The sequence below is a fragment of the Thermomicrobiales bacterium genome (assembly GCA_041390825.1).
GTDB lineage: Bacteria > Chloroflexota > Chloroflexia > Thermomicrobiales > UBA6265 > JAMLHN01.
Genome location: JAWKPF010000007.1, coordinates 74,656 through 97,678 on the forward strand (window position 1 = coordinate 74,656; position 23,023 = coordinate 97,678).

Annotated in this window: 22 protein-coding genes; 15 read left to right on the forward strand and 7 right to left on the reverse strand. The window is 61.5% G+C overall.

The features are described from left to right. Positions 1-217: 217 nt before the first annotated feature. Both R2855_03795 and R2855_03800 read right to left on the reverse strand, forming a co-directional pair. Positions 218-919, reverse strand: coding sequence for a WecB/TagA/CpsF family glycosyltransferase (locus R2855_03795; GenBank protein MEZ4530132.1), 702 nt, complete (start codon positions 917-919; stop codon positions 218-220). Between the two features lie 46 nt (positions 920-965). After that, positions 966-3,047: a DUF2207 domain-containing protein gene (locus R2855_03800; GenBank protein MEZ4530133.1), complete on the reverse strand. Its 2,082-nt coding sequence runs from the start codon at positions 3,045-3,047 to the stop codon at positions 966-968. Positions 3,048-3,197: 150 nt separating this feature from the next. On the opposite strand from R2855_03800, the gene R2855_03805 reads away from it, so the two are divergent. From R2855_03805 to R2855_03820, 4 genes are all read left to right on the forward strand, one after another. Further along, positions 3,198-3,599: a Fur family transcriptional regulator gene (locus R2855_03805; protein MEZ4530134.1), complete on the forward strand. Its 402-nt coding sequence runs from the start codon at positions 3,198-3,200 to the stop codon at positions 3,597-3,599. A gap of 83 nt (positions 3,600-3,682) precedes the next feature. After that, complete coding sequence (locus tag R2855_03810; protein MEZ4530135.1) at positions 3,683-4,699, forward strand: zinc ABC transporter substrate-binding protein; 1,017 nt, start codon at positions 3,683-3,685, stop codon at positions 4,697-4,699. Between the two features lie 81 nt (positions 4,700-4,780). Then, positions 4,781-5,473 (forward strand): metal ABC transporter ATP-binding protein, encoded by a 693-nt coding sequence (locus tag R2855_03815; protein ID MEZ4530136.1) that lies wholly within the window; start codon positions 4,781-4,783, stop codon positions 5,471-5,473. Beyond that, positions 5,470-6,351, forward strand: coding sequence for a metal ABC transporter permease (locus R2855_03820; GenBank protein MEZ4530137.1), 882 nt, complete (start codon positions 5,470-5,472; stop codon positions 6,349-6,351). Before R2855_03815 ends, R2855_03820 begins: the two co-directional genes overlap by 4 nt. 85 nt (positions 6,352-6,436) lie before the next feature. On the opposite strand, the gene R2855_03825 is transcribed toward R2855_03820, so the two are convergent. The 3 genes from R2855_03825 to R2855_03835 form a co-directional block, all read right to left on the reverse strand. After that, positions 6,437-7,210, reverse strand: coding sequence for an SH3 domain-containing protein (locus R2855_03825; protein ID MEZ4530138.1), 774 nt, complete (start codon positions 7,208-7,210; stop codon positions 6,437-6,439). Positions 7,211-7,612: 402 nt separating this feature from the next. After that, positions 7,613-8,758: a class II histone deacetylase gene (locus R2855_03830; protein MEZ4530139.1), complete on the reverse strand. Its 1,146-nt coding sequence runs from the start codon at positions 8,756-8,758 to the stop codon at positions 7,613-7,615. Between the two features lie 79 nt (positions 8,759-8,837). Continuing rightward, entirely contained in the window at positions 8,838-9,875 is a 1,038-nt protein-coding gene (locus R2855_03835) for a C39 family peptidase (GenBank protein MEZ4530140.1), read from the reverse strand. Positions 9,876-10,280: 405 nt separating this feature from the next. Here R2855_03835 and R2855_03840 point away from each other — a divergent pair, with 405 nt between their 5' ends. Continuing rightward, the gene (locus R2855_03840; protein MEZ4530141.1) at positions 10,281-10,844 is read left to right on the forward strand and encodes an Lrp/AsnC family transcriptional regulator; all 564 of its coding nucleotides are present in this window, start codon (positions 10,281-10,283) and stop codon (positions 10,842-10,844) included. Between the two features lie 6 nt (positions 10,845-10,850). On the opposite strand, the gene R2855_03845 is transcribed toward R2855_03840, so the two are convergent. Beyond that, entirely contained in the window at positions 10,851-11,216 is a 366-nt protein-coding gene (locus R2855_03845) for a hypothetical protein (GenBank protein MEZ4530142.1), read from the reverse strand. Between the two features lie 215 nt (positions 11,217-11,431). On the opposite strand from R2855_03845, the gene acs reads away from it, so the two are divergent. Next, positions 11,432-13,399 carry an acetate--CoA ligase gene (gene acs / locus R2855_03850; GenBank protein ID MEZ4530143.1) on the forward strand — a complete coding sequence of 656 codons (1,968 nt, stop codon included), beginning with the start codon at positions 11,432-11,434 and terminating at the stop codon, positions 13,397-13,399. Continuing rightward, on the forward strand, positions 13,399-14,445 hold the full coding sequence (locus R2855_03855) for a phosphotransferase (protein ID MEZ4530144.1): 1,047 nt from the start codon (positions 13,399-13,401) through the stop codon (positions 14,443-14,445). The genes acs and R2855_03855 overlap by 1 nt, the downstream gene beginning before the upstream one ends. A 24-nt stretch (positions 14,446-14,469) precedes the next feature. On the opposite strand, the gene R2855_03860 is transcribed toward R2855_03855, so the two are convergent. Next, complete coding sequence (locus R2855_03860) at positions 14,470-14,949, reverse strand: J domain-containing protein (GenBank protein MEZ4530145.1); 480 nt, start codon at positions 14,947-14,949, stop codon at positions 14,470-14,472. A gap of 133 nt (positions 14,950-15,082) precedes the next feature. Between R2855_03860 and R2855_03865 the strand changes: the two genes are divergently transcribed. From R2855_03865 to R2855_03900, 8 genes are all read left to right on the forward strand, one after another. Beyond that, on the forward strand, positions 15,083-15,970 hold the full coding sequence (locus tag R2855_03865; GenBank protein ID MEZ4530146.1) for an arginase family protein: 888 nt from the start codon (positions 15,083-15,085) through the stop codon (positions 15,968-15,970). A 301-nt stretch (positions 15,971-16,271) separates the two neighbouring features. Beyond that, the gene (locus R2855_03870) at positions 16,272-16,433 is read left to right on the forward strand and encodes a hypothetical protein (GenBank protein ID MEZ4530147.1); all 162 of its coding nucleotides are present in this window, start codon (positions 16,272-16,274) and stop codon (positions 16,431-16,433) included. 125 nt (positions 16,434-16,558) lie between these two features. Next, the gene (locus R2855_03875) at positions 16,559-17,221 is read left to right on the forward strand and encodes a sigma-70 family RNA polymerase sigma factor (GenBank protein ID MEZ4530148.1); all 663 of its coding nucleotides are present in this window, start codon (positions 16,559-16,561) and stop codon (positions 17,219-17,221) included. Positions 17,222-17,270: 49 nt separating this feature from the next. Then, complete coding sequence (locus tag R2855_03880) at positions 17,271-18,719, forward strand: cystathionine beta-synthase (protein MEZ4530149.1); 1,449 nt, start codon at positions 17,271-17,273, stop codon at positions 18,717-18,719. An 18-nt stretch (positions 18,720-18,737) separates the two neighbouring features. Then, positions 18,738-19,919: a cystathionine gamma-synthase gene (locus R2855_03885; GenBank protein ID MEZ4530150.1), complete on the forward strand. Its 1,182-nt coding sequence runs from the start codon at positions 18,738-18,740 to the stop codon at positions 19,917-19,919. Between the two features lie 730 nt (positions 19,920-20,649). Beyond that, positions 20,650-21,117, forward strand: a complete 468-nt coding sequence (gene greA, locus R2855_03890) for a transcription elongation factor GreA (GenBank protein ID MEZ4530151.1) — start codon at positions 20,650-20,652, stop codon at positions 21,115-21,117. 81 nt (positions 21,118-21,198) lie between these two features. After that, positions 21,199-22,734, forward strand: coding sequence for a lysine--tRNA ligase (lysS, locus tag R2855_03895; GenBank protein ID MEZ4530152.1), 1,536 nt, complete (start codon positions 21,199-21,201; stop codon positions 22,732-22,734). Between the two features lie 90 nt (positions 22,735-22,824). Beyond that, a complete protein-coding gene (locus R2855_03900; protein MEZ4530153.1) occupies positions 22,825-23,007 on the forward strand; it encodes a hypothetical protein in 183 nt (60 codons plus the stop codon). The last annotated feature ends 16 nt before the right edge of the window (positions 23,008-23,023 follow it).

A 23,023-nucleotide genomic window follows, 5' to 3' on the forward strand; every position in this document is an offset into this window, starting at 1 on the left:
GCGCAATCCGGGCAGCGCAAACCGACCGGGGTACGCACCCCGCATTTGGAACAGATGGGCTTCCCGCAGCGGGAGCACCGCAACCCGGTCATCACGTCCGGGTGGTAGCTACAAGGCGCCTCGCCGGGAGAAAACTCAGGCAGATTCGAGCTAGAGGTCATGAATGGCCGGACTCACGAAGTGGTTCATCGCTGCAAAGCATACGGCATGAGCTATGTCAGTTTCGGCAAGCCTGCCGGACCCATGACTCCAGAACCATGGCCGCAAAGACAGGCAGCGCCAGTTGCCGTCGCCACCGCCACGGTTGTGTTGCCAGGCGATATGCCCACTCGAATCCGGCGCGCTGGACAAGTTCAGGAGCGCGCCCGACTCTCCCCGAAAGGAAATCGAGCGCGCCCCCAACCCCGATCGCCACTGCGACCCCGGCATCTTCCAGCGCCGTCCGGTTGCGCTCGATCCAAAGAACCTGACCCGGAGCCCCGTAGCCAACGACTACGACGTTCGCGTTCCGTTCCTGAATTCGCGCAATCGACTCGGTGTCATCAGCAGGACCCGAAGACCCATCCCCCCATCGGCCGACGACACGGCTGGGATACCGACCCTGGAGTTCGGCCAGAGACTCCGAACTCCCGAGCAAGAATACCCGTGCCCCAGGGATCACTTCAGGGGATAGCACACTATCGACCAACTCGACACCCGTGACGCGCTCGATCACTTCGTGGTCCAGCACCCGGGCCGCCAAGACGATCCCAACTCCGTCCGGGACGAAGAGACTGGCGTCGATCAATGCATTGCGGAACTCGGAACGACGATTCGCCGCCACCACGTACTCAGGATTGACGGTTGCGATGTGCAGCAGGCTTCCGGCGCCTTCGCGCAAACGCGCAGCGATGCGGCGCTCGACCTCCGAACGCCGCATCGTGTCGATCGGTACTCCGAGTATCGAAACCCGGGATGGTGACGTGCTAGCTGAATCCGCCGCCACCACCGCCTGATCCACCGCCGCCGCCGAAGCCGCCTCCGCCACTGAACCCGCCGCCAAATCCGCCACCGCCACCGAAGGAGCGGCCGCCACCGCCGCCACTTGCGGCTGCGGCGCCGAATGCAGCGGCAGCCGCGGTCAACATGCCCGCCAGGCTGTTGCTGGAATTGCTCAGATTCCTCGCGGTGGAGTCGCTCATGTCTTGCAGATCAGGAAGGTCGAGACCTCCACCTCGTTCGCCATCGCTCCTGGAGCCGCCCGAACCGCCCCAGGTACCACCACCAAATGGGCTGTTGCCCCAGATGATGACCGGCCCCATGCCGCCACGCCGCCCGCTCGGCACGCCGTCGCTCCAATCACCGGGGACGGGATCGTACCAGGTCGGCGTGGCCGAACCGGCACGCGCGAACTTGTTCGTGTACTCCTCCTCGAGACCAAACGCGATCGCGTATGGCAGGTATTGCTGGAAGATGTCGTTCTTGGCTTCGATGTTCTCGTACTTGTCGATATCGGCCAGGTAGGTGCGGAATGCGCGGTACTTCGCGGCTTCTTCGGCGCCAAGGTGCGTCTTCTTCGGCATGCGCGCGCTGATAACGATCAGGATCACCGCCAGGATACCGAGCACGACAACCGGGAACCAGACCATCGGAGCCGAAGTCGAGAAGAAGGAAATGCCGATGCATCCGAGCAATATCGCGAGCACGAGCGCGCCGATGCCAAATGATCGATAGCGCTGGCGCACCGTGTCGGGTTCGGTGTCGAAGAACTTGCGCTCGACCACCTCGTCGACCAACTGGTCCTTGATCCGTTCGGAGCTTCCCTGGAAACGCGCTCCGACATCGCTCATCTTGACCCGCTTGCCGGTTTCGAGCTCAGAGCCAAAAAGCGAAACCAGGAGCGTCTTTTCGAATGGGCGCACATTTTCCGGAACGTCAACTAGTGTGATGTCGTAATCGGAAGACGAACCGAAACCCAGGAAGCCTTCTGACCTGCTCTCCTCCATCTTGATCACGCCGCGATTCCCAAGGTCGACCAGGGTGGCCACCACGTCACGTTGATCGGCAGTCTCGTCGAGCAACACGCCGACCGCGCCGGGAGGCAAATCTCCGGGGGGATGCGCCAGGAACGACGCCACCGGTCCGACCTGCGGATCGCGTCCCTTGGAATACCAGAGACCATAGAGCGATATGCCACCGACGAGCGCGCCAAGCACGCCCAGGGCAAGGAAGCCGAGGTTGTAAACGGCACTGCGTTGCTCGTTGACCTCGTCCTGCGCGCGCTGTTCATCGTCGCGTGTTTGCCAGGACGGAGTGGCAACGTTCACCAGAGGTGGAAACTGAATGCGGACCGTCAGGTCGTCGCCATCGGTGAGATCGGTTGCGTACCAGGTCCAGGTCTGGTTGTCTGTTGTGGTTGGCTCGATCGGCAGATTCTCGGTCCCAACGACGACTTCCGCCGGATCGACCGGCTGCGTGAGAGTGATCGATGTGGTCGATTCGAGCACCGGGGCGGTGTTGGTGAGTTGGGAGCTGATCGCCGTCCACCAGATTTGCTGGTTGGGGGGATCTTCATCGGGATAGTTGCGAACCGCGCCTTCGACCAGATAGCTGATTTCGAATGTACGGGTCGCATCGGTCGTCGGACTGAAACCCCAGTTGATCAGCAATTCGGATGAGGTTTCGTTGACGGTGAACGTGCCGGGCTCGCGCTCGAACGTGCTCACTTGCGCATACGGCAGTTTCTGCCCGTCCACAATCTCGGAGATGCGTACGTCAGAGATGCCGTCGACCTTCCCCAGTGGAATGGTGCGCGACCCGGCGGTAAACGGTCCTTCTTCGAAATCGATCACTTGCGTTTCCGTGACCGAGAGCTTGCCGTCCGTCAGCAGCTTGATCGCTACATTGAATTGGGCCCATTCGACTGACCGCGCCGCAGACACATCAGGGGCACGCACCGCCACTGCCAACTGCCAAACGAGCAAGAGGGCAAGCAGCGCTGCCGCTCCACGCAGGATGCGCGCGCCAGGAGATCGGCGGTGAGGTTGTTCGGCAGATCGATCGATCATGATTTCAACATTCCCCTTTTCATGTGCCGGATTATTGCACGGAAGCCGCGTCGCACGAAGGTCGTTTCGGGCGATCCCGCGGTGCTGTGGTAGTCTCCGATCACTATGGAACCCGACCACCCTTCGATCACATCCCGCGACGCGCTTGCCATGCTTGCGGACCATGGATACCGGGCGACCGCTCCTCGCAAAGAGGTGGTGGAAGCAGTCATGCGGCAGAGTCGACCGTTCACTGCCGAGCAGATGGTGCACCAACTGCCGGAAATCAGCCGCGCGACGGTCTATCGAACGCTCGAGATCATGGCATCGTTGGACATTCTCTCCCGGCTCTTGCAATCCAATGGGCATCCGGCATATGTCGTCGGAGAGCCCGGTCACCGGCATCATCTCATCTGCTCCGGGTGTGGATATGTGGTTGCGTTCACCACCTGCCCGGTAGAACCTGTGGTCAGCGAGCTTGGCAAGAGCCATGACTTCGCTATCCAGGGACACAGTCTGGAAATCTTCGGGCTTTGTCACGACTGCCGAAGCGCATCATCCTCACATATTTGACACAATGTCTCAGAAACGATAGGCTCTTCCGGTCGCATCGGCGACCGTGCGCGTCCGAGCAGCCAGGGAGAGTCACACGTAGCATGTCCAGTCGATTCAGCCGTCGCGCGTTGCTCCTGGGGAGTGCGGCCGTGGCCGTCGGGCCGGGTCTGACCGCTCGAACCATCCACGCGCAGGACGACGCTGTTCCCCCCTTCGCTACCCCATCCGCGTTGCCTGTCGTCGAGTCGAGGGCGGATGGCGCCCTGAAGATCAGCACGTCGACCAGCATTCTTGCGGATCTTGCTCGCCAGATTGGCGGTGAACGCGTCGAAGTCACCTCGATCCTGCCGGCAAATGCCGATCCGCATGACTTCGAGCCGTCGCCGGACGATGTGATCGAAATCGAGGATGCCGATCTGATCGTGTTGCATGGTCTGCAACTCGATACCTGGGCCGACAGCCTGATCGAATCGGCGCAGACAGACGCTCCAGTCGTCGTGGCAACCGTGGGAATCGAGACGATCGGTGGCGATCATGAGGGCGGGGATCACGACGAGGAGGACCACGACCACGACTTCGACATGGGCGATCCGCACGTATGGTTCGATCCGATGCGCGCGAAACAGATGGCTGCCAACATTCGCGACGGGCTCGCGGCGCTCGATCCGGATGGCGCGACGGGATACCAGGAACGATACGAAGCCTACGCAGCGGAGCTCGATCGTCTCGATCATGACATTCGCGAGCGCATCGAGCTCATTCCGGAAGACCGGCGCATCATGGTGACCAATCACGACGCGCTTGCCTACTATGCCGAACGCTATGGGCTGACGATCGTTGGCACGGTGATTCCAGGACTCGACTCGCGTACTGAGCCATCGGCCAAGGACGTCGTCGCGTTGATCGAGCGGGTGGAAGAGAGCGGCGTCTCGGTGATTTTTGCTGAGAACACGGTCGATCCGGCCCTGGCCGAGTCACTCGCGGCCGATACGGGGATTCGAGTTGCGCCAGATCTCTATACCGACAGTCTGGGCGATGAGGGTTCGGGAGCCGACACATACATCGGCCTTATGCAAACCGACACCCTGATCATCGTCGAGAATCTGCGCGACGCATGAACGAGCTGGTATCCGCCAAAATGGCTCGCATACGTACCGAAGGCTTGAGCGTTCACTGAGCACCGCTCGGCTCTGGAATCGATCGATCTGTCTCTAGCACCAGGGGAGATCGTCGCGTTGGTCGGACCGAATGGCGCCGGGAAAAGCACGCTCATGCGCGTGCTCGCGGGCATCCTGCCACCGTCACATGGGCGGGTATTGGTCGACGGTGTCGACTGCCATGGTCCCAGCCCCTGCATCATCTATGTGCCGCAACGATCGGCCGTCGACTGGACATTTCCCATCGATGTGACCGAGGTTGTCTTGCTGGCGAAAAGGAAAGCGCGCAGCCGGCTATTGCCGTTTGGCGACGCCGATCGCGACGCGGCTCGGGAAGCGCTCCGACAGGTCGGCATGGAGAGGTTCGCGACCGTCCAGATCAGCCGGCTTTCGGGTGGCCAGCAGCAGCGCGTCTTTCTCGCCCGGGCGTTGATTCAGGACGGCGACGTCTATCTGCTCGACGAGCCGTTCACCGGGGTCGACGTTCCAACCCAGGACATTGTGGTCGGGGTGCTGCACGATCTTGCCGCGCGCGGAAAAACGATCGTCTACGCCACCCACGATCTCTATCAAGCGTTCAGATCATCGGATCGTGTGATCCTGCTCAACCGCACCGTGATTGCCGACGGCCCTCCCGGCCAGGTAGCAACGGAGGAGAACCTGCGCGCGACGTTCGGAGGACGGTCTTCGATCTTCGATCTCATCGATCTCGGGAAAGAGGCCGTCAACCCGTGAGCTGGCTCACGCAACCGTGGGAACACCCGTTCATGCAGAATGCCCTGCTGGCGGCAATGCTGGTGGGACTGCTCTGCGGGGTCATCGGGGTTTTCGTCGTGCTCAAGGGACTCGCGTTCATGGGCGACGCACTGTCGCACGCGATCTTCCCAGGAATCGTGATCGCCTATCTGTTCGGCGCGAACTACCTGATCGGCGCGATGATCGCGGCAATCGTCGTTTCGATCCTGATCGGTATGGCCAGCAGCCACACGCATATCAACAACGACACAGCCATCGGGGTTTTCTTCGTCGGCGCGTTCGCGCTCGGAATCGCGCTCATCTCCACCCAGCGCACGTACACACGCGACCTGACTTCGTTCCTGGTCGGCTCGATTCTGGGCGTCTCCCGAGAGGATCTCTATCTGACCGCAGGAGTGGGCACGATCGTGCTCCTGGTCGTTGCACTGACACGCAGAGAATTGACGTCGATTGCGTTCGATCCGGTCTTTTCGCAGGCCGACGGCATCAACGTCAGGCTGTATGAGCAACTCTTCTTTATCATGCTCTCGCTGGCCATCGTCATCTCGCTGCAGACCGTGGGGAACATCCTGGTGCTCGCGCTGTTGGTGACACCGGCGGCGACGGCACGACTCCTGACCGACCGGCTTGTCACGATGATCGGGATTTCGGCGGTACTGGGCGGCCTCTCGGGATTGCTGGGCCTCTATCTCTCGTACCACTTCTCGCTCGCGAGCGGCGCCAGCGTCGTGCTCGTAGCGACGTCCTTCTTCATCCTTGCCTATCTCTTTGCCCCGCAGACCGGAGTCGTCACCCTATCCGTCCGCCGCCGGCTGCACTATGCCCATCCAGAGCGCGACACGTTCCAGGACACCTGAACCATCCCGGGGACAAACAGGAAAACGCGGCCCGGAGGTCCAGGCCGCGTTTCGCGTTCACTGTCGAGTTGTGGCGCGATCGAGCCTACCAGTGCACCTCGACCCGCATGCCAATCTCGGAGAAGTCATAGATCGCTGCGGCCGCGCCCAGATCGGTTGCGATACAACCACCGGTGGCGCCGGCGCCGTTTGGCAGCACATTGCCGTTCGCGTCGAGCGAGTAGCTGTGGAACCCGTTCGAACGACCGGGATCGAACCCGACCCAGTACTTGATGTAGGTCTGGCCCCAGTCGGTCCAGGCAATCGGTGCGTACTTGCTATAGACATAGTAGGTGCCGATCGCGGTCGAATAGAATCCGTCGCTCGACGAGTCCCAGCCAATGGCGCCCCAATACGAAGCGACGGGTGCGCTCCCCTCATAGAGGGTCACTGTCTGCGATGACCGGTTGAAATCGATCCACCGTTCGCCCGACGAGGCGGATGACACGCCACCCACCCCGGCATCGCTGGCCCAGCCACCGACTCCATCGATCGAGAGATAACCGCCGTAGGCCCAACCGACTGTGCCGTCGTATTCGACCTGGTACCAGCCGTCGCCGGTCGGTCCGTCGATGACAGCCACGTACTCGCCTTGCCACATCTGGGTAATGATCTGCCCGTCGGTGCTCGGAGAATCACGCAGGTTGAGCACGTCCGTGTCGACATACCCGTCGGACGCAGCTGCAACCTGCGCCGCCGGGGAGAACACGGAAAACAATGCCAAGAGAAGCGCGCCAGCAAGTGCCAGCAGGATCAATCGTCCAGACGCCGTGGTCCTGGCGTCTGCACGCGCTACTGACGTTCCCTGCGGAACGAACATAGGGTTCCCCTCCCTCGATTGCGAGCGGGATGAACGTGATGCGGGCTGGGCCACGCGACCTACGCGGCACTGCAATGCCAACGTACGCGCGCCCGCCACCATCGAGAATGCCCCGTCGGTCCCTGAGGACCACCGGACCATTTGGGTCATTTGTCAGGCGGTCACGAATCGACCGATGCCACTATCACGAGCTGAGCTCATACCTGGCTGGGAATCACTGAAAGAATTCCTGAGTATTCGACTTTCGGCATGGACGTACTGGCGTGCGCAACCCGAACGTACGCTGAAATCCGATCGCTGCGTGATTGCTGTGGAAATGGAGGTTTGGGCACGACGAATCTGCGCCTCGGCTTACGTCGAGCGCCGATCCGTACCTCTCGATCGCTCGGCAGTGGGGAGTGTCTAGCCCCTCAGGCAGGACCAGTACTGGGACTGGACCTGTTCGACGGCCTTGATTGCCTGCTCGGCATCGAGGCCAACCCTTGTGTTGGAGGGAAGGGTGGTGTCGTATTCCCTGAATGGCTCGAGAAGCGGCAACGGACCCTCGCCTCGCCCGGTCAAGGTCTCCGCGATCGCCGCAGAACAATAAGGAGCGTAGTACGGTGCGTAGCCACCCTCCTGCGCCACCACGAGTCTTCCGTCACAGATACGCTCCGCCAGATCGAGCATGATTCCGGCCATCGCGCGATAGGCACTCGTCGTGAGCGTCATCCTCGCCAACGGATCAGAGACGTTTGCGTCCTGACCAGCGGAAACGAAGATCAACTCCGGCTGGAACTCCTGGATGACCGGCACGACCACCCGCTCGAAGGCCGCCCGGTAGGCAGCATTTCCGCTTCCGGCGGGGAGCGGAATGTTGATTGTGCGGCCGGCGCCTTCGTCCTCGCCCACCTGGTCGACCGTGCCCCAGCCAAATGGATAGAGCGAATCCTCATGCAAGGAAATGAAGAGTGTGTCGGCGTCTCCAGAGAAGGCGCTCTGTGTGCCGTTTCCGTGGTGCACATCCCAATCGACAATGGCGATCCGGTCGACCTTATGGACCGCGCGCGCGTACATTGCGGCGAGGGCGACGTTGCTGAGAACGCAGAATCCCATTCCGCGGTCGGCCATCGCGTGATGGCCCGGTGGCCGCACGAGCGCATACGCCTGGCGCACAGAACCGGCGACGAGCGCGTCGACTGCCGCCATCACACCACCGGCGGAAAGCCGCGCGATGCGCAAGCCGCCAACTCCCATCGGCGCTCCTGAGCCAGTGTCGCCTCCGATCTTGTCCAGCTTGTAGAGCTGATCGAGATAGTCGCGGGTATGGAAGCGCAAGATATCGTCATCGGTTGCTTCGAATGGGTCTACCCGCGTCATCAGATCGGTCACACCAGCCAGGTCCATCAACTGCTTGGCGCGGCCAACCAGTTCCGGGCTCGACGGATGGTCGATCGGTTTGGGAAAGGGATAGGAAAACCGGTCCTCGATCAACGACAAACCGGTATCGTGCGCCAGGTAGCGATCGTCGAAGATCAGCCCAACCGACTTGGTTGTCGTGATTCCCATCGTGTACCTGTCCCCTTCTTGATAGAAAAAACGCCGCTGACCGAGGCCAGCGGCGTTCCCACATGTCGATCGATTTCAACTAGGCAGGATGAACTGCCATCGCCATGCCATCCAGAACGCTCCACATGGCATTGAACGTCGCCCAGTCGTAGAACCGATAGGTTCCGGACCCCGGATCCGACAGGTAGATGCCGTCGCTGTCGTATCCGTAGGCGACCATGACATGCATACCCGGAACGAGGGTGAACGACTGTCCATCGTATTCGGTGCGGAAGCTCTGATCTCCCCAGAGCGCAAGCCAGACCACCACCGGCCAGCCGTTGTCGAGGCGCGAGGTGATCGTCGAATCGTCGCCGACCCCGTAGAACGCATCGCCCACGAAGCCGAACTGCGCGAGCGCCCATGACAGCGGCTGCGCATAGACACCGTAGTCGGTGGTGTTGCCCCAGGTTCCGGTGATGTTTCCGCGATAACCGAGATGCGGATTCGGGGAAAGCCCAACGACGTCATCGAAGGCGTACTCAGAAACGCCGTCACCGAATGCGCTGGTGGCGATATACATCGAGGCAAACTCGCACGACAGGCCACGCTGCTGCTGATAGGTCGGAACGAACACCTTCGAGCCTGCGCCAGTTCCGGTCATGCCGGAGACCTCGGCGCTTGTCGAGCCAGACGCCCCAGGCACGACCGAGATCGTGCCAGATGTCTTGATCGACTTCGGCGCGCCACAGTCCGTCGAACCCGTGACGATGGACTGCCCGGTGAGATAGACACCGCCGACATTGATGTCGAGCCAATAGCCGACGCCGCTCGAAAGCGCTGACGTGTCGAGGGTGAGAAAGTCGATGCCTGCGTCATTGGTGACGCCATGAACCGCAGTAAGCAGATTGCCGTCCTGGTGCAATGCCAGCTCGACCGCCACCCCGGTCACCGGAGCGCCCTGTGAGCGAACTTCGACCGAAACATCGATGGGGCAGCCCGGAGCCGGGTTCCCAGTCGACAGCTCGATCCATGAGTCGACACTTTGCGTGGCAGCCAACGTCGCCTTCGGCGCCATGAACCCGCCCATACCCAGGACAGACACGACCATCACGACGGCCAGTAGCGTTCGCCTCATTTGATGCACCCTATAGCCTTCCCAAAGCGTTCGCGCACCCCCTGCGCGAGGTTTGGTCAACACATGCGCGCGAAGGCGGGGTCGCGAGATGTGTGCGGGACCGAGACTGCGGATGGCGGCGCAAACGCCGCCAATGCTCACTATCGATTGCAGGAAGAATAGCATAGGAAGCTCGCTTGCGGATATCGCAATTTCGCCTCACGTGCTGCGGCATCGACGTTGACCGCAAGTCACCATGATGTCAACTTTCTTTCACGAATATGGGGACATTTGAAAATCTGTCCGCGGTCTTTGCTAGAATCTGCCGCTGGGACGATCCGCCCGCAGATTTTCGAGCAGATCGCACCGCTTTTTCGCATTTACCCGCGCATCACTCCTGGTGCGCTCGATGGAGACTGATACGGCATGCCGCGTAGCGTCACTCCCACCGACCGGGCGATTATTCGACTTCTGCAACAGAACTCGCGCGCGTCCTATGCGGAGTTAAGCCGCAAGACCGGCATACCGGAATCGACGATTCGGCGACGCATGGAGCGCTTGCAGGAGATCGGCGTCATCGAGTTCTCGATGGTCGCCGACCCCGCCAAACTCGGCTACCAACTGCGAGCGATCATCGGGCTCAAGCTGGATGTCCGCGAGCTCGAGCCAATCGCTGCGACTGTGCGCGCTATGGAAGAGGTTGCGTTCGCGGCATTCGTCACCGGCAGTTTCGATATCGTGATCCACGTGGTCGTCGAGCACCAGGAAGGCCTCGTGAATCTCCTCCAGCGGCTCGCCGGCATCGACGGCATTCGCTCCACGGAGACGTTTGTGATGCCCTGGATCATCAAACCGACGACCGCCTGGGTACTCCCGCAGACAGAGTTCGACACACCCCAGCCGCGGCGCAAGCGTGGACCCGATTACGACGAAAACGGAAACATCATTCCGCGCAAGCGGGGACGACCGCGCCGCAACCCGGTCGTCTAGCACCAGTTAGGCGTTGCGCTGTCCGATTTCGTACACCGCCACCAGGATGATCACGGTCGCCAGGTTGCAGATGAATGCGATGCGGCGGGATCGCTGCGGATCGGTTTCCTGCGCGGCAATCATGTGTTCCGCGCCGACGGGCACGATCGCGACCAGCGCCAGAATGTAGTGGGTGGCAGTGATCTTATGGTCACTGCCAAGCAACGAAAATCCAAGCACATACTGGAGGAGCAGCAGGCCAGCGGCCGCGAAGGAGAGACCACGCGCCCAGCTCATCTCGGCGCCGCGGAACGCTCGCAGTCCGTTGACGATCGTCAGAATGATGAACGCCGCCAACGTCGCCAATCCAATGATCATGTGGAAGTCGACCATGCCAGCTTGCTCCTCCTTGTTTTGCGGACCCGTCCGCCCGATGCCGTAACGGCAGTAATTCTTGACGCTCACGAAGAGCCGCGCAACTTGCGCATGCTTTTTCGGTGTGGCCAGTTGGCCTTTGTATACTGTTTTTCTCAGCTATTGCCGGGAGACACCGTGTCCCGGCGCGCGCATGGTTGCGCCTCGATCAGTCGTACGGAGAACTGGCGAAGATGACAGAACAGAAAACGGGACACGAGGAAATCGAGGCGCTACTGGCCGAAAACCGGCACTTCCCCCCTCCAGCCGGCTTCGCCGCCGCCGCGGAGGTCAACACCTCGGCGATCTACGCCGAGGCCGCCGAGGACCTCGAAGGTTTCTGGGCCCGGGAAGCAGCCAAGCTCGACTGGTTCGAGCCATGGGACACCGTACTCGACTGGAAGGCGCCCTACGCCAAGTGGTTCGACGGCGGGAAGATCAACATCTCCTACAACTGTCTCGACCGGCACGTCAACGCCGGCAAGGGTGATCGCATCGCCTACTACTGGGAAGGTGAGCCGGGAGATACCCGCGTCATCACTTACAAGGAGCTGCTCGACGACGTCTGCCGATGCGCGAACGCCCTGAAGGAGCTTGGTATCGGACGCGGCGACCGCGTTGCCATTTACATGCCCATGATTCCGGAGCTTGCCGTGGCGATGCTGGCCTGCACGCGCCTGGGCGCCCCCCACACGGTGGTGTTCGGCGGCTTCTCGTCTGCTGCGCTTTCCGATCGCATCAACGATGCCGAGGCCAAGGCGGTGATCACAGCCGATGGAGGGTATCGCCGCGGCGCTGCTTCTGGGCTCAAGGTCAATGTGGACGAAGCGTTGAAGTCCACCCCAACCATCGAGAAGGTGCTCGTGGTCCAACGCACTGGTCAGGAGGTGGACTGGTCCGAAGGGCGTGATGTCTGGTGGCACGACATCGTGCCGCAGCAATCGACGGACTGTGAGCCGGAGCAGATGGAGAGCGAAGACATGCTCTACCTCTTGTACACCTCCGGAACCACTGCCAAGCCGAAAGGCATCTTGCACACCACCGGCGGCTATCTCGCTGGCGTTGCGACCACGCACCGAATCGTCTTCGACATCAAGGATGACGACATCTACTGGGCCGCGGCCGATATCGGCTGGGTCACCGGGCATTCCTATATCGTCTATGGTCCGCTGGCGAACTGCTCCACCAGCGTGATCTACGAAGGCACTCCCGACTTTCCTTCCTGGGATCGCTGGTGGGACATCGTCGAGAAGTACAAGGTCACCATTCTCTATTGCGCGCCAACTGCGATCCGCGCGCACATGAAACAAGGCGCTCAGTTCGCCGAATCGAAGGATCTCTCCTCGTTGCGGCTGCTCGGCACCGTTGGCGAGCCGATCAATCCGGAAGCATGGATCTGGTACCACAAGCACATCGGGCAAGAGCGCTGTCCCGTCGTCGATACCTGGTGGCAGACCGAGACTGGCATGATCATGATCACGCCGCTTCCTGGACTCACAGTCACGAAACCGGGTTCCGCGACCTTCCCATTCCCGGGAATCGACGCTGATATCGTCGATCACAACGGCGAGACAGTGCCCACTGGCGGAGGCTATCTGGTTATCCGCAAGCCGTGGCCAGCCATGCTGCGCGGCATCTATGGCGACCCGGAACGGTACGAACGTACGTATTGGTCGCGCTTCCCTGGGACCTATTTCCCCGGTGATGGCGCCAAGCGGGACGACGAAGGGTACTTCTGGTTGATGGGCCGCGTGGACGACGTGATGAACGTCTCCGGGCATCGGTTGAGCACCACCGAGATCGAAAGCGCCCTGGTGTCACATCCTTCGGTTGCGGAAGCCGCCGTGGTGGGAATTCCGGACGATCTCACTGGTGAAGCGATCTTCTCCTTCGTCATCCTCAAGTCGGGCGTCGACGCCAACCCGGAACTCGGCAACGAGCTGCGCCAGCACGTCGGCAAAGTGATTGGCCCGATCGCGCGTCCGAAGTCCGTGATGTTCACGCCCGACCTGCCCAAGACCCGCAGCGGAAAGATCATGCGCCGGCTCTTGCGCGACATCGCCCAGAACCGACCGCTCGGCGACACGACCACACTCGCGGACACGACCGTCGTCGAGGTGATTCGCACGTCATCTGCTGCGTCCACCGGGGACGAGGAATAGTGCTTGCGCCGGGAAGCGAAGCCGTTGTCGCGGCGTCGGAACGACTCCTTCCCGGCGGCAAGCCTGATTCGATCGGCAACCGCTCGTGGCTCGCTACCGTCACGACGGATGCCGGTCGTTTTTCTGTGCGGCAGCTCGATCCGGCGATTCCTGCTGTCAGGGTCGAGCTGATTCAGGAGTTCCTGCTTCAGCCTGAGCTTCAGAACGCGACTCGCCTGGTAGCCAGTGATCGAATCGGACCCCTCGCCTTCGACGCTCGATCCTGGGCACTGGGGAGCGCTTGTGGCGAAGCCATCGTCGACGGCCAGTGGGCGACGATTCATCTCCCGTCGTCACTCGATCTGGAACAGCTCGGATCGATCGCTGCGGCACTTGCAGTCTTCCACCAATCCGGCATGAACGGGTCGATTCTTGCCCGGGTTCCTCATCTCAAGCTGAAGGATGCGCTCTCCGCCGCCCGCAGATCGCTCGATCTGGATGAGCGCCGGCTCGCAGGAGAGATTCGCAAGGAGTCCCGCGCGCGACGTTGGCTCTCCTCTGCTCGGCCGCTGCTCGCGAACGCCGAGCACGCAATCGAGCAGGCGGACTTCTTGCGCTCCGAGCAGCCGGTGATCGCGCATCAGGATCTCTGGGGCGCGCACATTGTTTCCGAACCAGACGGCGGTTATGCGTTTCTGGACTGCTCCAGGATCGGCGCCGCGCCAGTTGCAACCGATCTGGCTCAGCTCATCGGCCGGAACGGGGCATGGTCGGACGACCGGGTCGAACAGGTGCTCACTGGTTACGTGGATGCACGTCCGATTTCACCCGTGCAGCGGCGGATCCTGCCCTGGCTGGTTGCGCTCGATGCGATTCCGTCGTGCGGGCGCCTGTTGGTCCGCGCGCATGACGAGCGCCGACCGCTCTCGGATGCTGATCGGCGGACTGTTCTGCAGGGTGCCGATTTGCAGCTGGAGTTGCTGGCAAGACTCGCTGCCGAGTTCGTTCCGCCGCCACCGCGACAGCGACGACGTCCCGGCCGCCACACAGGCCTTGCCCAGGACTAGCGCGGGTGTCGTGCTGGGTCCGTGTCAGAATACCCAGCCGAACGCTGATCCAATCAACGAACCCAGGATCAGCAACGCAAGTACGATCACGGCGAACCCGAAGAAAACGATCAGCAGGCTGGAGGTCGCCTCCCGGTCGCTTTGCCGTTGCAGCTTCCGCTGCTCCAGACGTTTCGCCTCGCTAATTCGCGCGTAGATATCCTGATCCTGACCCGGTGATCCGAGTCCGCCGGCATAGCGGCTCATGATCTGATCCTGCACCATCGTCGATTTCAGCTGCTGGTCATAGCGGAGTTTGGTCTCCGGTTTGGAGAGCACCGCATATGCCTCGTTGAGCGCGCGTGCGTGTGCTTCGGCTTCGACACGCTTATCAGCGGCGAGACGGTCTGGATGCGATCGCTTCATCGCTGCCCGATAGGCGCGCTTGATCTCCACCGGAGTCGCCTGATAGGAGACTCCGAGCAACTTGTAGTGATCGAGTTGTCCAGTCGTCGCGTTTGCCATCTGCTTCAAGAACGCCGGTCCAGTTCATCAGACCGGAATTCTAGACGGCGTTCGTCAGTCGAAGGCGCCATTGTTACCGGGTACAATCAAATGACAAGTGGGAATACGCGGATTTTCGGCGGGAGCGTTGCGGGTGGACCTGTACATTGTTTCGGTTCCATATCGATATGACCAACCCCGCCAGGGACTCGGAGCGGGCCCCGACGCGCTGCTGGACGCAGGTCTGGTGAGAGCAATCGGAGCCAGCAACGCAAACGTGCGCGGGACGCTCACCGCCAACCTCGCCGATGAGGCGCGCGAAGAAGGACGTACCGCTGTGAACATCGGCACCCTCGGGGCCTCGACCGCTGCGCTGATCAGCCAGGCACTCGACGACAAATGCCCTGCGTTGGTGCTAACCGGCGACGACACAGCCGCTGTGGGCGTTGTATCTGGCGTGCAGATGGCCAGGGGAGCCGATGCGCGCATCGGGGTGATCTGGCTCGATGCGCATGGTGATTTCAACACTCCCGAAACCAGCTACAGCGGCATCCTGGCCGGAATGTCCCTATCCATCATTGCCGGACTTTCAGGCCCAAACTGGCGTCGAGCCGCGCGCATGGCCGCGCCCATTCCGACCAGCCGGATTCTGCTGGCGGGCGTTCGTGAGCTGGACGAACAAGAGGAAGCGCTGATCCGCGCAACCGATGTGCGCTTGATGACGACGAAAGAACTTGTCGGTGGCGAAGAGTTCGAGCGCGCGGTGAAGCGCCTCGCGGACGATTGCGACGCGATCGTGGTGCATCTCGATATCGATCTGCTCGATCCCCATCTCGTACCGAGCTCGACCACGCCATCGGAACAGGGGCCGTCGCTGGAAGATACTGCGGCCGCCCTGCGCACCGCGCTCGGTTCCGGCAAGGTCGTGACCTGGACGATCTGCAACGTCAACCCGGGTGGCGGTCGCCGCGGAGAGCGCACGATCCAGAACGCGATTGCGCTTATCAGCGACGCGATCGGCGCATGGGAGTACTCGGCCTGACACACGGCCCTTTCCTCGGATCAACCGGGCATCTCACGCACAGATACTCACACGCCGCAACGAGTCTCTGGATCGCTGGTCGGCGTAGTCGCTGCGACCTTCCTCGTACTTTGACGTTGATTCAACTGCATTGACAATCGCCCTTGCCTCCCTCTACACTTCGAAACAGAACATGTGTTCTATTTTTCTCGAGAAGATGGGAGGCCACGGAATGTCCAGCCCAACAAGGAGGCGAACCCCGCAGTTTTCGCCTCCGCGGGAGAAACCTACCCGCTGGGAATGTCACTGCCAGGAACCACCGGTGCTTCTGGCCACCTACGATCGCAGCGGACGCGTCAATATCAAGGCGCGTGACCGTTACTGGAATGTCAGCAGTCCAGTCCACACCGTCTGCCCCAAGTGCGGCGCAGAGCATTTTCTCGACTTGCCAGCCGACGACGCGCTTTTTGCCCCAGTCCCCTGATCCCCGACGCTCGAGCTCCGAAGAGCCTCCCCAGCGCTGAAGCGCGCTCCCGCATCCGCGGGACCTTCAGACAAGTTGGCGCTGCCCGCATGTGGGCAGCGCTCGCTCACCAGGGAGAATGGCTCATGCTGCCCCGTGCAGATCATCCAATCCACACGAATGTTCGTCCACCTCTCGTGCCGGTCCTTCCCGCTCGAGGGCTGATCGAACCAGATCTCGACCGCATCGTGTCCGCGCTCGTCCGTGCGCGTGACTCCTCCGATGCGGCCCTGCGGGACGCATTGTTCGATGCCTATGCCGCTCGGCTGCACCACATTCTGATTCGGCTCTGGTATCGGAGTCTCTCCGGGTTTGGCTGCGAGCTGGACGACCTCGAGCAGGAGCTCTACTTGATCTTCATCGAGCTGCTCGACAACTGGTCGGGTTCCGGTTCGTTCTCCGCCTATGTGCACGGCGCAGTGCCCTGGCGGCTCTATGACGCCGCTCGCAGACTGGCCCCGCGCGATCGGCCGTTGGGCGACCGTCCCGTTGCCGCGGCGAACGTCGATCTCTCACAAAGCGACGCCGGCATGGTTCTCCTTCTGGAGGAACTTGCGCTTCGGCTCTCACCGTTCGAGCGGGAGCTCCTGCTCCTGCATGTTCGCGATGGGATTCCGCTCTCACGGATTGCGGCGCAGCGCGGCGCAAGCGCCCGCACGATGCGGCGGGCATGGCTGCGATTGCAGCAACATCTCCGGCAAGAACTCGCGTCCGAGACGCGTGCTACCATCGGGCAAACACGCCAGTGAAGCGTGCGATCCACCCGGCTCTTCCACAACGAAAGGACCAAGTCCGACGGTGGTTACGAAAGAAAACGGCAACCGGCTCGATACGACGAATCGTGCAGTCGATCAAATATTCCCGAATGTGATTGCCGCGCTCGGCGGGACGCCGATCGTGCGCCTCAATGCGGTCACGCGCGGGATTCGCACCCCGGTCGCAGCCAAGCTTGAGATGACCAATCCAGGCGGATCGGTCAAAGACCGCATTGGCATCCGCATGGTCGAGGAAGCGGAACGAAAAGGCTGGCTCCGGCCGGGTGGAACCATCGTGGAACCAACCTCGGGCAACACCGGGGTCGGGCTTGCGATGGCCGCGGCAGTGCGCGGATACCACTGCATCTTTGTCATGCCAGACAAGGTTGCCCCTGAAAAGGTGGCTCTGCTGCGCGCCTACGGCGCAGAGGTTGTCACCACTCCAACCGCGGTGGAGCGTGACTCGCCCGAGAGCTACTACTCGGTGGCCGACCGGCTCACCCGCGAAGTGCCGGGAGCCTTCCAGCCGAACCAATACTTCAACCCGATGAATCCCAGGACGCACTACGAATCGACCGGTCCGGAGATCTGGGAACAAACCGGCGGCAAGGTGACCCATTTCGTGGCAGGCGTCGGCACCGGAGGAACGATCAGCGGCATCAGCCGCTACCTGAAGGAGCAGAACGCGGCTGTCCAGGTCATTGGCGCAGACCCCGAGGGATCGATCTACACCACCGATCAGTTGCACACCTACAAGGTCGAAGGCGTCGGTGAAGACTTCTGGCCCGGCACGTTCGACCGCAACAGCGTCGATACGTGGATTCAGGTCTCCGATCGCGACTCATTCCTGACCGCGCGGGCGGTTACCCGCCAGGAAGGGATTCTGATCGGCGGATCGGGCGGTCTGGCGGTTTGGGCGGCGTTGAAGGCCGCGCGCGAGATAGATGACCCTGACGCGCTCGTGGTCGTTCTGCTGCCGGACAGCGGTCGTGGATACCTGTCGAAGCTGTACAACGACGACTGGATGCGCGAAAACGGCTTCCTCTCGCGTTTCAGCGGGCCGACTCGGCTGGGCCAGTTGATACCGGGGTTCAGCCCGGATATGCCAGATGTCATCGCCGTCGCCTGTGACGACACGATCGAGCATGCCATCGAAGTGCTCCGCTTCCATGAGATCAGCCAGGTGCCGGTGGTTCGAACGCGTCCAACCGATGGAATTGAGATTCAGTCGATCGTCGGGTCGATCCAGGAACGCACCCTGCTCGATCATCTCTTCCGGAACCCGGAGATCGTGACGCAACACGTGAGCACCATCATGGACGCCCCGTTCAATCTGGTCGACGCGAGCGAGGAGATCGAGCGAGTCTTCCCGCTTTTTGGCAGCGGCGCGCCCGCGGTGCTCGTGCAACGTGAGGGGAAACTGGTGGGCGTCGTGACGCGTTCAGACTTGCTGGAATTCGCCGCCCGGCAACCGAAACGAAGAGACTGGTAGCAGATACGGAGGTTTGGAATGACGGAACACGATTGGAACGGCACCCGATTCGAGACGCGCGCGATCCACGCTGGACAAGACCCCGATCCTGCGACCGGGGCAATCATCACCCCGATCTATCAAACCTCGACCTTCGTGCAGGAGGCGGTTGGCGAGCACAAGGGATATGACTACGCCCGTTCGGACAACCCGACCCGAACCGCGCTCCAGACGGCGCTCGCCTCGCTCGAGGGTGGCGCGTGGGCGCTCTCGTACGCCAGCGGGCTCGCTGCCGCGCAGAACCTCTTCTATCTGGTGCGTCCCGGCGATCACATTCTGCTGTCGAACGACGCGTATGGAGGCACCTATCGCCTCGTGGCGCGGGTGATCGCGAACTACGGCATCGATTTCGACCTCGTCGAGATGAGCGACCTGGATGCGGTGCGCGCCGCAATGCGGCCAAACACCAAGCTCGTCTGGGTCGAGACTCCAACAAATCCATATCTCAAGATCGTCGATATTGCCGGAGTTGCCGAGCTCGCCCATAACGGCGGAGCGCGGCTGGTGGTGGACAACACGTTCGCGTCGCCCTATCTGCAGCAGCCACTCTCACTCGGAGCCGACTTCGTGCTCCACAGCGCCACCAAGTACCTGGGCGGACACTCCGACGTGGTCGGAGGGGCGGTGATCGGGAACGACCAGGAGACCTACGGAACGCTCAAGTTCCTGCAAAACGCCGCCGGAGCAGTGCCTGCCCCGTTCGACACCTGGCTCATCCTGCGAGGGATCAAGACGCTCGGGGTGCGTATGGACCGCCATTGCGCGAATGCGCGCGCAGTTGCCGAGTTCTTGCAGGAGCAGGAAATCATTGAGCAGGTCTTCTATCCTGGACTCGCGAGCCATCCTGGCCACGAGGTAGCCGCACGGCAGATGCGCGATTTCTCTGGCATGGTGTCGTTCACGACCAGAGGCGGATACGAGGCCGCCAAGGCGTTCGTCGAGACGACCAGGGTCTTCCAGTTGGCCGAGAGCCTGGGCGGGGTCGAATCGCTCATCGAGCACCCGGGGCAGATGACGCATTTGAGCGTTGCTGGAACCGGCGCCGCGGTGGCTGACAATCTGGTGCGACTCTCGGTCGGCATCGAACACATCGACGATTTGATCGGGGATCTCGAGCAGGCGATCGCAGTCGTCAGCCAGAAGTTCGCCGCCCACGTCTAGTTTCCGCTCCCCCAGAGACGAAAAAACGGCCGAGCGATTGGGCTCGGCCGTTTTGGTTTCTCGAGTTGCAATCCGTGTTGGTCTGTTCCTACACCAGCATGAGCGCGGTAAACGCGCCAAGGATCAGACACAAACACGTTGCAAGCCGAATCGCGAGGTCTCGTGGATCGACGCGATCCACAGATTCCGGCTTCTGGGACATTTCCCCTCCCCCAGATATGTCACCCCTCCCAAATCGGCACGCCGCATCCTCGCTCCGACAACGGGAATCGAGAGGAAGATCGCCGATCTGGTAACGCAGTCAGTGTAGACACGGCAGCTTGGCAATGTCAATGCACGTTCACCCTCGGTTTTTCGAGAGACGAACGTGCCTGTATCTCGGCACGTTCGTTGCATCCTCATCGTTGGCCAAAACCAGGGCGTCCCCTGATGTCCGTCGATAGACGAATCGAACGCTTGGCGGAACCGTCAAGAACAGGAACGACGCGTTTCGGTGCGTGGTCCGCTATAATCACGTCCACGACACGCTAAGGGATGTTTCCCTTGGCGTTTTCGTTCGACTGACACCCGAGCGCCCCATGGCGTTCTTTTTTTACCCTGCGCTTCCTATCAGCGTCTTGAACCGCTCTCGGGCCACAGTCTCAACGCGAGTTTCTGGGACAATGGTGATCCCACGCAACAGCGACCGGTCGCCGCTTGACTGGCTGCTCAACAGGAAACGAGGCCCCCAATGGTTCGCGATCACGTCGTTCGCTTGACTCCAGAAGGAAAAGAACGCCTGGCCGAGGAACTCGAGCACCTTCGTCACACGAAGATGCCCGAGCTCACCGCCCGCATCCAGGACGCTAACGAGCACGGAGATATCTCCGACAACAGCGAGTACGAAGATCTCAAGGAAGAAGTGGTGCTGACCGACGCGCGCATCACCGAGCTCGAGTATCTGCTCGAAACCGCAGAGATCGTCGAGCCGCCGACCGGTGGTGCGATTGGTCTTGGTTCGACGGTGACCATCGTCAGCGACGATGGGGAGTCGGAAGTCTGGCGTCTGGTGAGCCCGGAGGAAGCAGATACCCGCGTCGGCACGATTTCGACCGACTCTCCCGTCGGTGCAGCGTTGATCGGTCGCAAGAAAGGTGACACGACCACGGTCGAAACGCCCGGTGGCGCCATTACCTACACCGTGAAGAAAGTCAGCTAGCTGGCCGCGGCGCGCATGATGTGATTGCTGCCGGGTGCCTGAACCAGAGCGCCCGGCATTTTTTTGTCCATGGAACGAGCAATGACTGAAACAAACCCAGCGGAACCAGAACTTTCAGAGTTGCAGCGCGTCCGGCTGGACAAGGTGCATGAGTTCCGCGCTGACGGTGTGGAACCGTATCCAACACGATCGAGCCGCACGCACACGTCAGCGCAAGCGATCGACCTGTTCGAGTCGGACGAAGGCGAAGGAGCGGCGGAACACCACGTCACGGTCGGTGGTCGGATCGCCGCGATTCGGCACATGGGCAAGACCATTTTCGTTCAACTGCGCGACGGATTCGGCACCATTCAGCTCTATCTTCGCAAGGACGAGATGGGCGACGACGCGTTCCTCGCGTTTCTGCATCGGTTCGACCTGGGCGACTGGGTGGAGGCCTCCGGCACTCTCTTCCGCACTAAGACCGGCGAGATCTCCGTGCGGAGTTCCGCGGTCACGATGCTCGCGAAATCGCTCAACGCCCCCCCCGACAAGTATCACGGCTTGCAGGACATCGAACTGCGCTACCGGCAGCGCTATGCCGACCTGATCGCCAACATCGAAGTGCGGCGCGTGTTCGAGATCCGTGCCAGGTTGATCACGGCGTTCCGCGAGTATCTGGACAGCAATGGGTATCTCGAAGTGGAAACTCCGGTGCTCCAGCCGCTCTATGGCGGCGCGGCGGCACGTCCCTTCACGACGCACCACAACGCGCTCGACCAGACGTTCTACCTTCGCATCGCAGACGAGCTCTATCTCAAGCGCCTGATTGCTGGTGGCTTCGAGCGGGTGTACGAGATCAGCAAGGACTTCCGCAACGAAGGCGTGGACAAGAACCACTCGCCCGAGTTCACCATGCTCGAGTTCTACGAGGCATTCGCCGACTACACCACGATGATGGACCGCATCCAGGGAATGCTTCAGCTCGCGGCGCAGAAGATCTTCGGCGGCCTCGTATTCGAATCGCAGGGTCATCTGATCGATCTCGGCGGAGAGTGGCCGCGCAAGAGCCTGCGCCAGGCAATCCTCGATGGCTCAGGTGTCGATTACGCCATCTATCCGGATCAACCATCGCTCCTGGCCGCCGCGCGCGCGGCCGGGACCAATGTGGAGAGCGATACCGTTTGGCCACGGATCGTCGACGAGCTGCTCAAGCAGTTCGTACGTCCGTTCCTGGTGCAGCCGACCTTCCTCGTGGACTATCCGGTCGAGCTCTCCCCTCTCGCGAAGCGGAAATCTGACGATCCAACACATGCCGAACGCTTTCAGCTCTACATTGCGGGCGCTGAGCTAGCGAACTCGTTCACCGAGCTTAACGACCCGATCGATCAATGGGTGCGTTTCACCGAGCAGCAGAAGGACAAGGATGCCGGCGATCAAGACGCGATGCCGATCGACATGGACTTCATCAATGCGCTCATGTACGGTATGCCGCCCACCGGCGGACTGGGTATCGGGATCGACCGGGCAGCCATGGTTTTCGCCAATCAGTCGACGATACGCGACGTCATCCTCTTTCCGGCCATGCGCAACCTGCCGTCGGCTCCCGGCGAAGCGGATGACGCCGGGAGCGAATGATCTGGTGCGCTACAATGTGGCCGCTAGGGAACGATCGTTCGTACCGCGCGAACAGGCGCGGATCAGGTCAAACGGATTCTGGAGAGGCGCATGAGCGAACAGTCGAACGGCTATCTCGAAAAGGACTTCGGCCCCGACGATGCCGTGCGCGAGCGTACCGGCATCTATGCCTTCGGATTCAGCATGGCGTCGTTTCTGGGCTTTCTCGCTCCGGGCGCCATCGTCTTCGGGCTTGGCGCCCTCGGTGCATTTCTGATCTGGAAGTACCTCTAGTCTCGTCACTACCGGA

Excerpts from the sequence above, each read along its gene's own strand:
- greA (MEZ4530151.1), top strand. The coding sequence starts at position 20,650 with ATGGTTCGCGATCACGTCGTTCGCTTGACTCCAGAAGGAAAAGAACGC.
- R2855_03845 (MEZ4530142.1), bottom strand. The coding sequence starts at position 11,216 with ATGGTCGACTTCCACATGATCATTGGATTGGCGACGTTGGCGGCGTTC.
- R2855_03795 (MEZ4530132.1), bottom strand. The coding sequence starts at position 919 with ATGCGGCGTTCGGAGGTCGAGCGCCGCATCGCTGCGCGTTTGCGCGAA.
- R2855_03875 (MEZ4530148.1), top strand. The coding sequence starts at position 16,559 with ATGCTGCCCCGTGCAGATCATCCAATCCACACGAATGTTCGTCCACCT.
- lysS (MEZ4530152.1), top strand. The coding sequence starts at position 21,199 with ATGACTGAAACAAACCCAGCGGAACCAGAACTTTCAGAGTTGCAGCGC.
- R2855_03805 (MEZ4530134.1), top strand. The coding sequence starts at position 3,198 with ATGCTTGCGGACCATGGATACCGGGCGACCGCTCCTCGCAAAGAGGTG.
- R2855_03860 (MEZ4530145.1), bottom strand. The coding sequence starts at position 14,949 with ATGGCAAACGCGACGACTGGACAACTCGATCACTACAAGTTGCTCGGA.
- R2855_03810 (MEZ4530135.1), top strand. The coding sequence starts at position 3,683 with ATGTCCAGTCGATTCAGCCGTCGCGCGTTGCTCCTGGGGAGTGCGGCC.
- R2855_03825 (MEZ4530138.1), bottom strand. The coding sequence starts at position 7,210 with ATGTTCGTTCCGCAGGGAACGTCAGTAGCGCGTGCAGACGCCAGGACC.
- R2855_03835 (MEZ4530140.1), bottom strand. The coding sequence starts at position 9,875 with ATGAGGCGAACGCTACTGGCCGTCGTGATGGTCGTGTCTGTCCTGGGT.
- R2855_03800 (MEZ4530133.1), bottom strand. The coding sequence starts at position 3,047 with ATGATCGATCGATCTGCCGAACAACCTCACCGCCGATCTCCTGGCGCG.
- R2855_03900 (MEZ4530153.1), top strand. The coding sequence starts at position 22,825 with ATGAGCGAACAGTCGAACGGCTATCTCGAAAAGGACTTCGGCCCCGAC.
- R2855_03830 (MEZ4530139.1), bottom strand. The coding sequence starts at position 8,758 with ATGGGAATCACGACAACCAAGTCGGTTGGGCTGATCTTCGACGATCGC.
- R2855_03885 (MEZ4530150.1), top strand. The coding sequence starts at position 18,738 with ATGACGGAACACGATTGGAACGGCACCCGATTCGAGACGCGCGCGATC.
- R2855_03840 (MEZ4530141.1), top strand. The coding sequence starts at position 10,281 with ATGCCGCGTAGCGTCACTCCCACCGACCGGGCGATTATTCGACTTCTG.
- acs (MEZ4530143.1), top strand. The coding sequence starts at position 11,432 with ATGACAGAACAGAAAACGGGACACGAGGAAATCGAGGCGCTACTGGCC.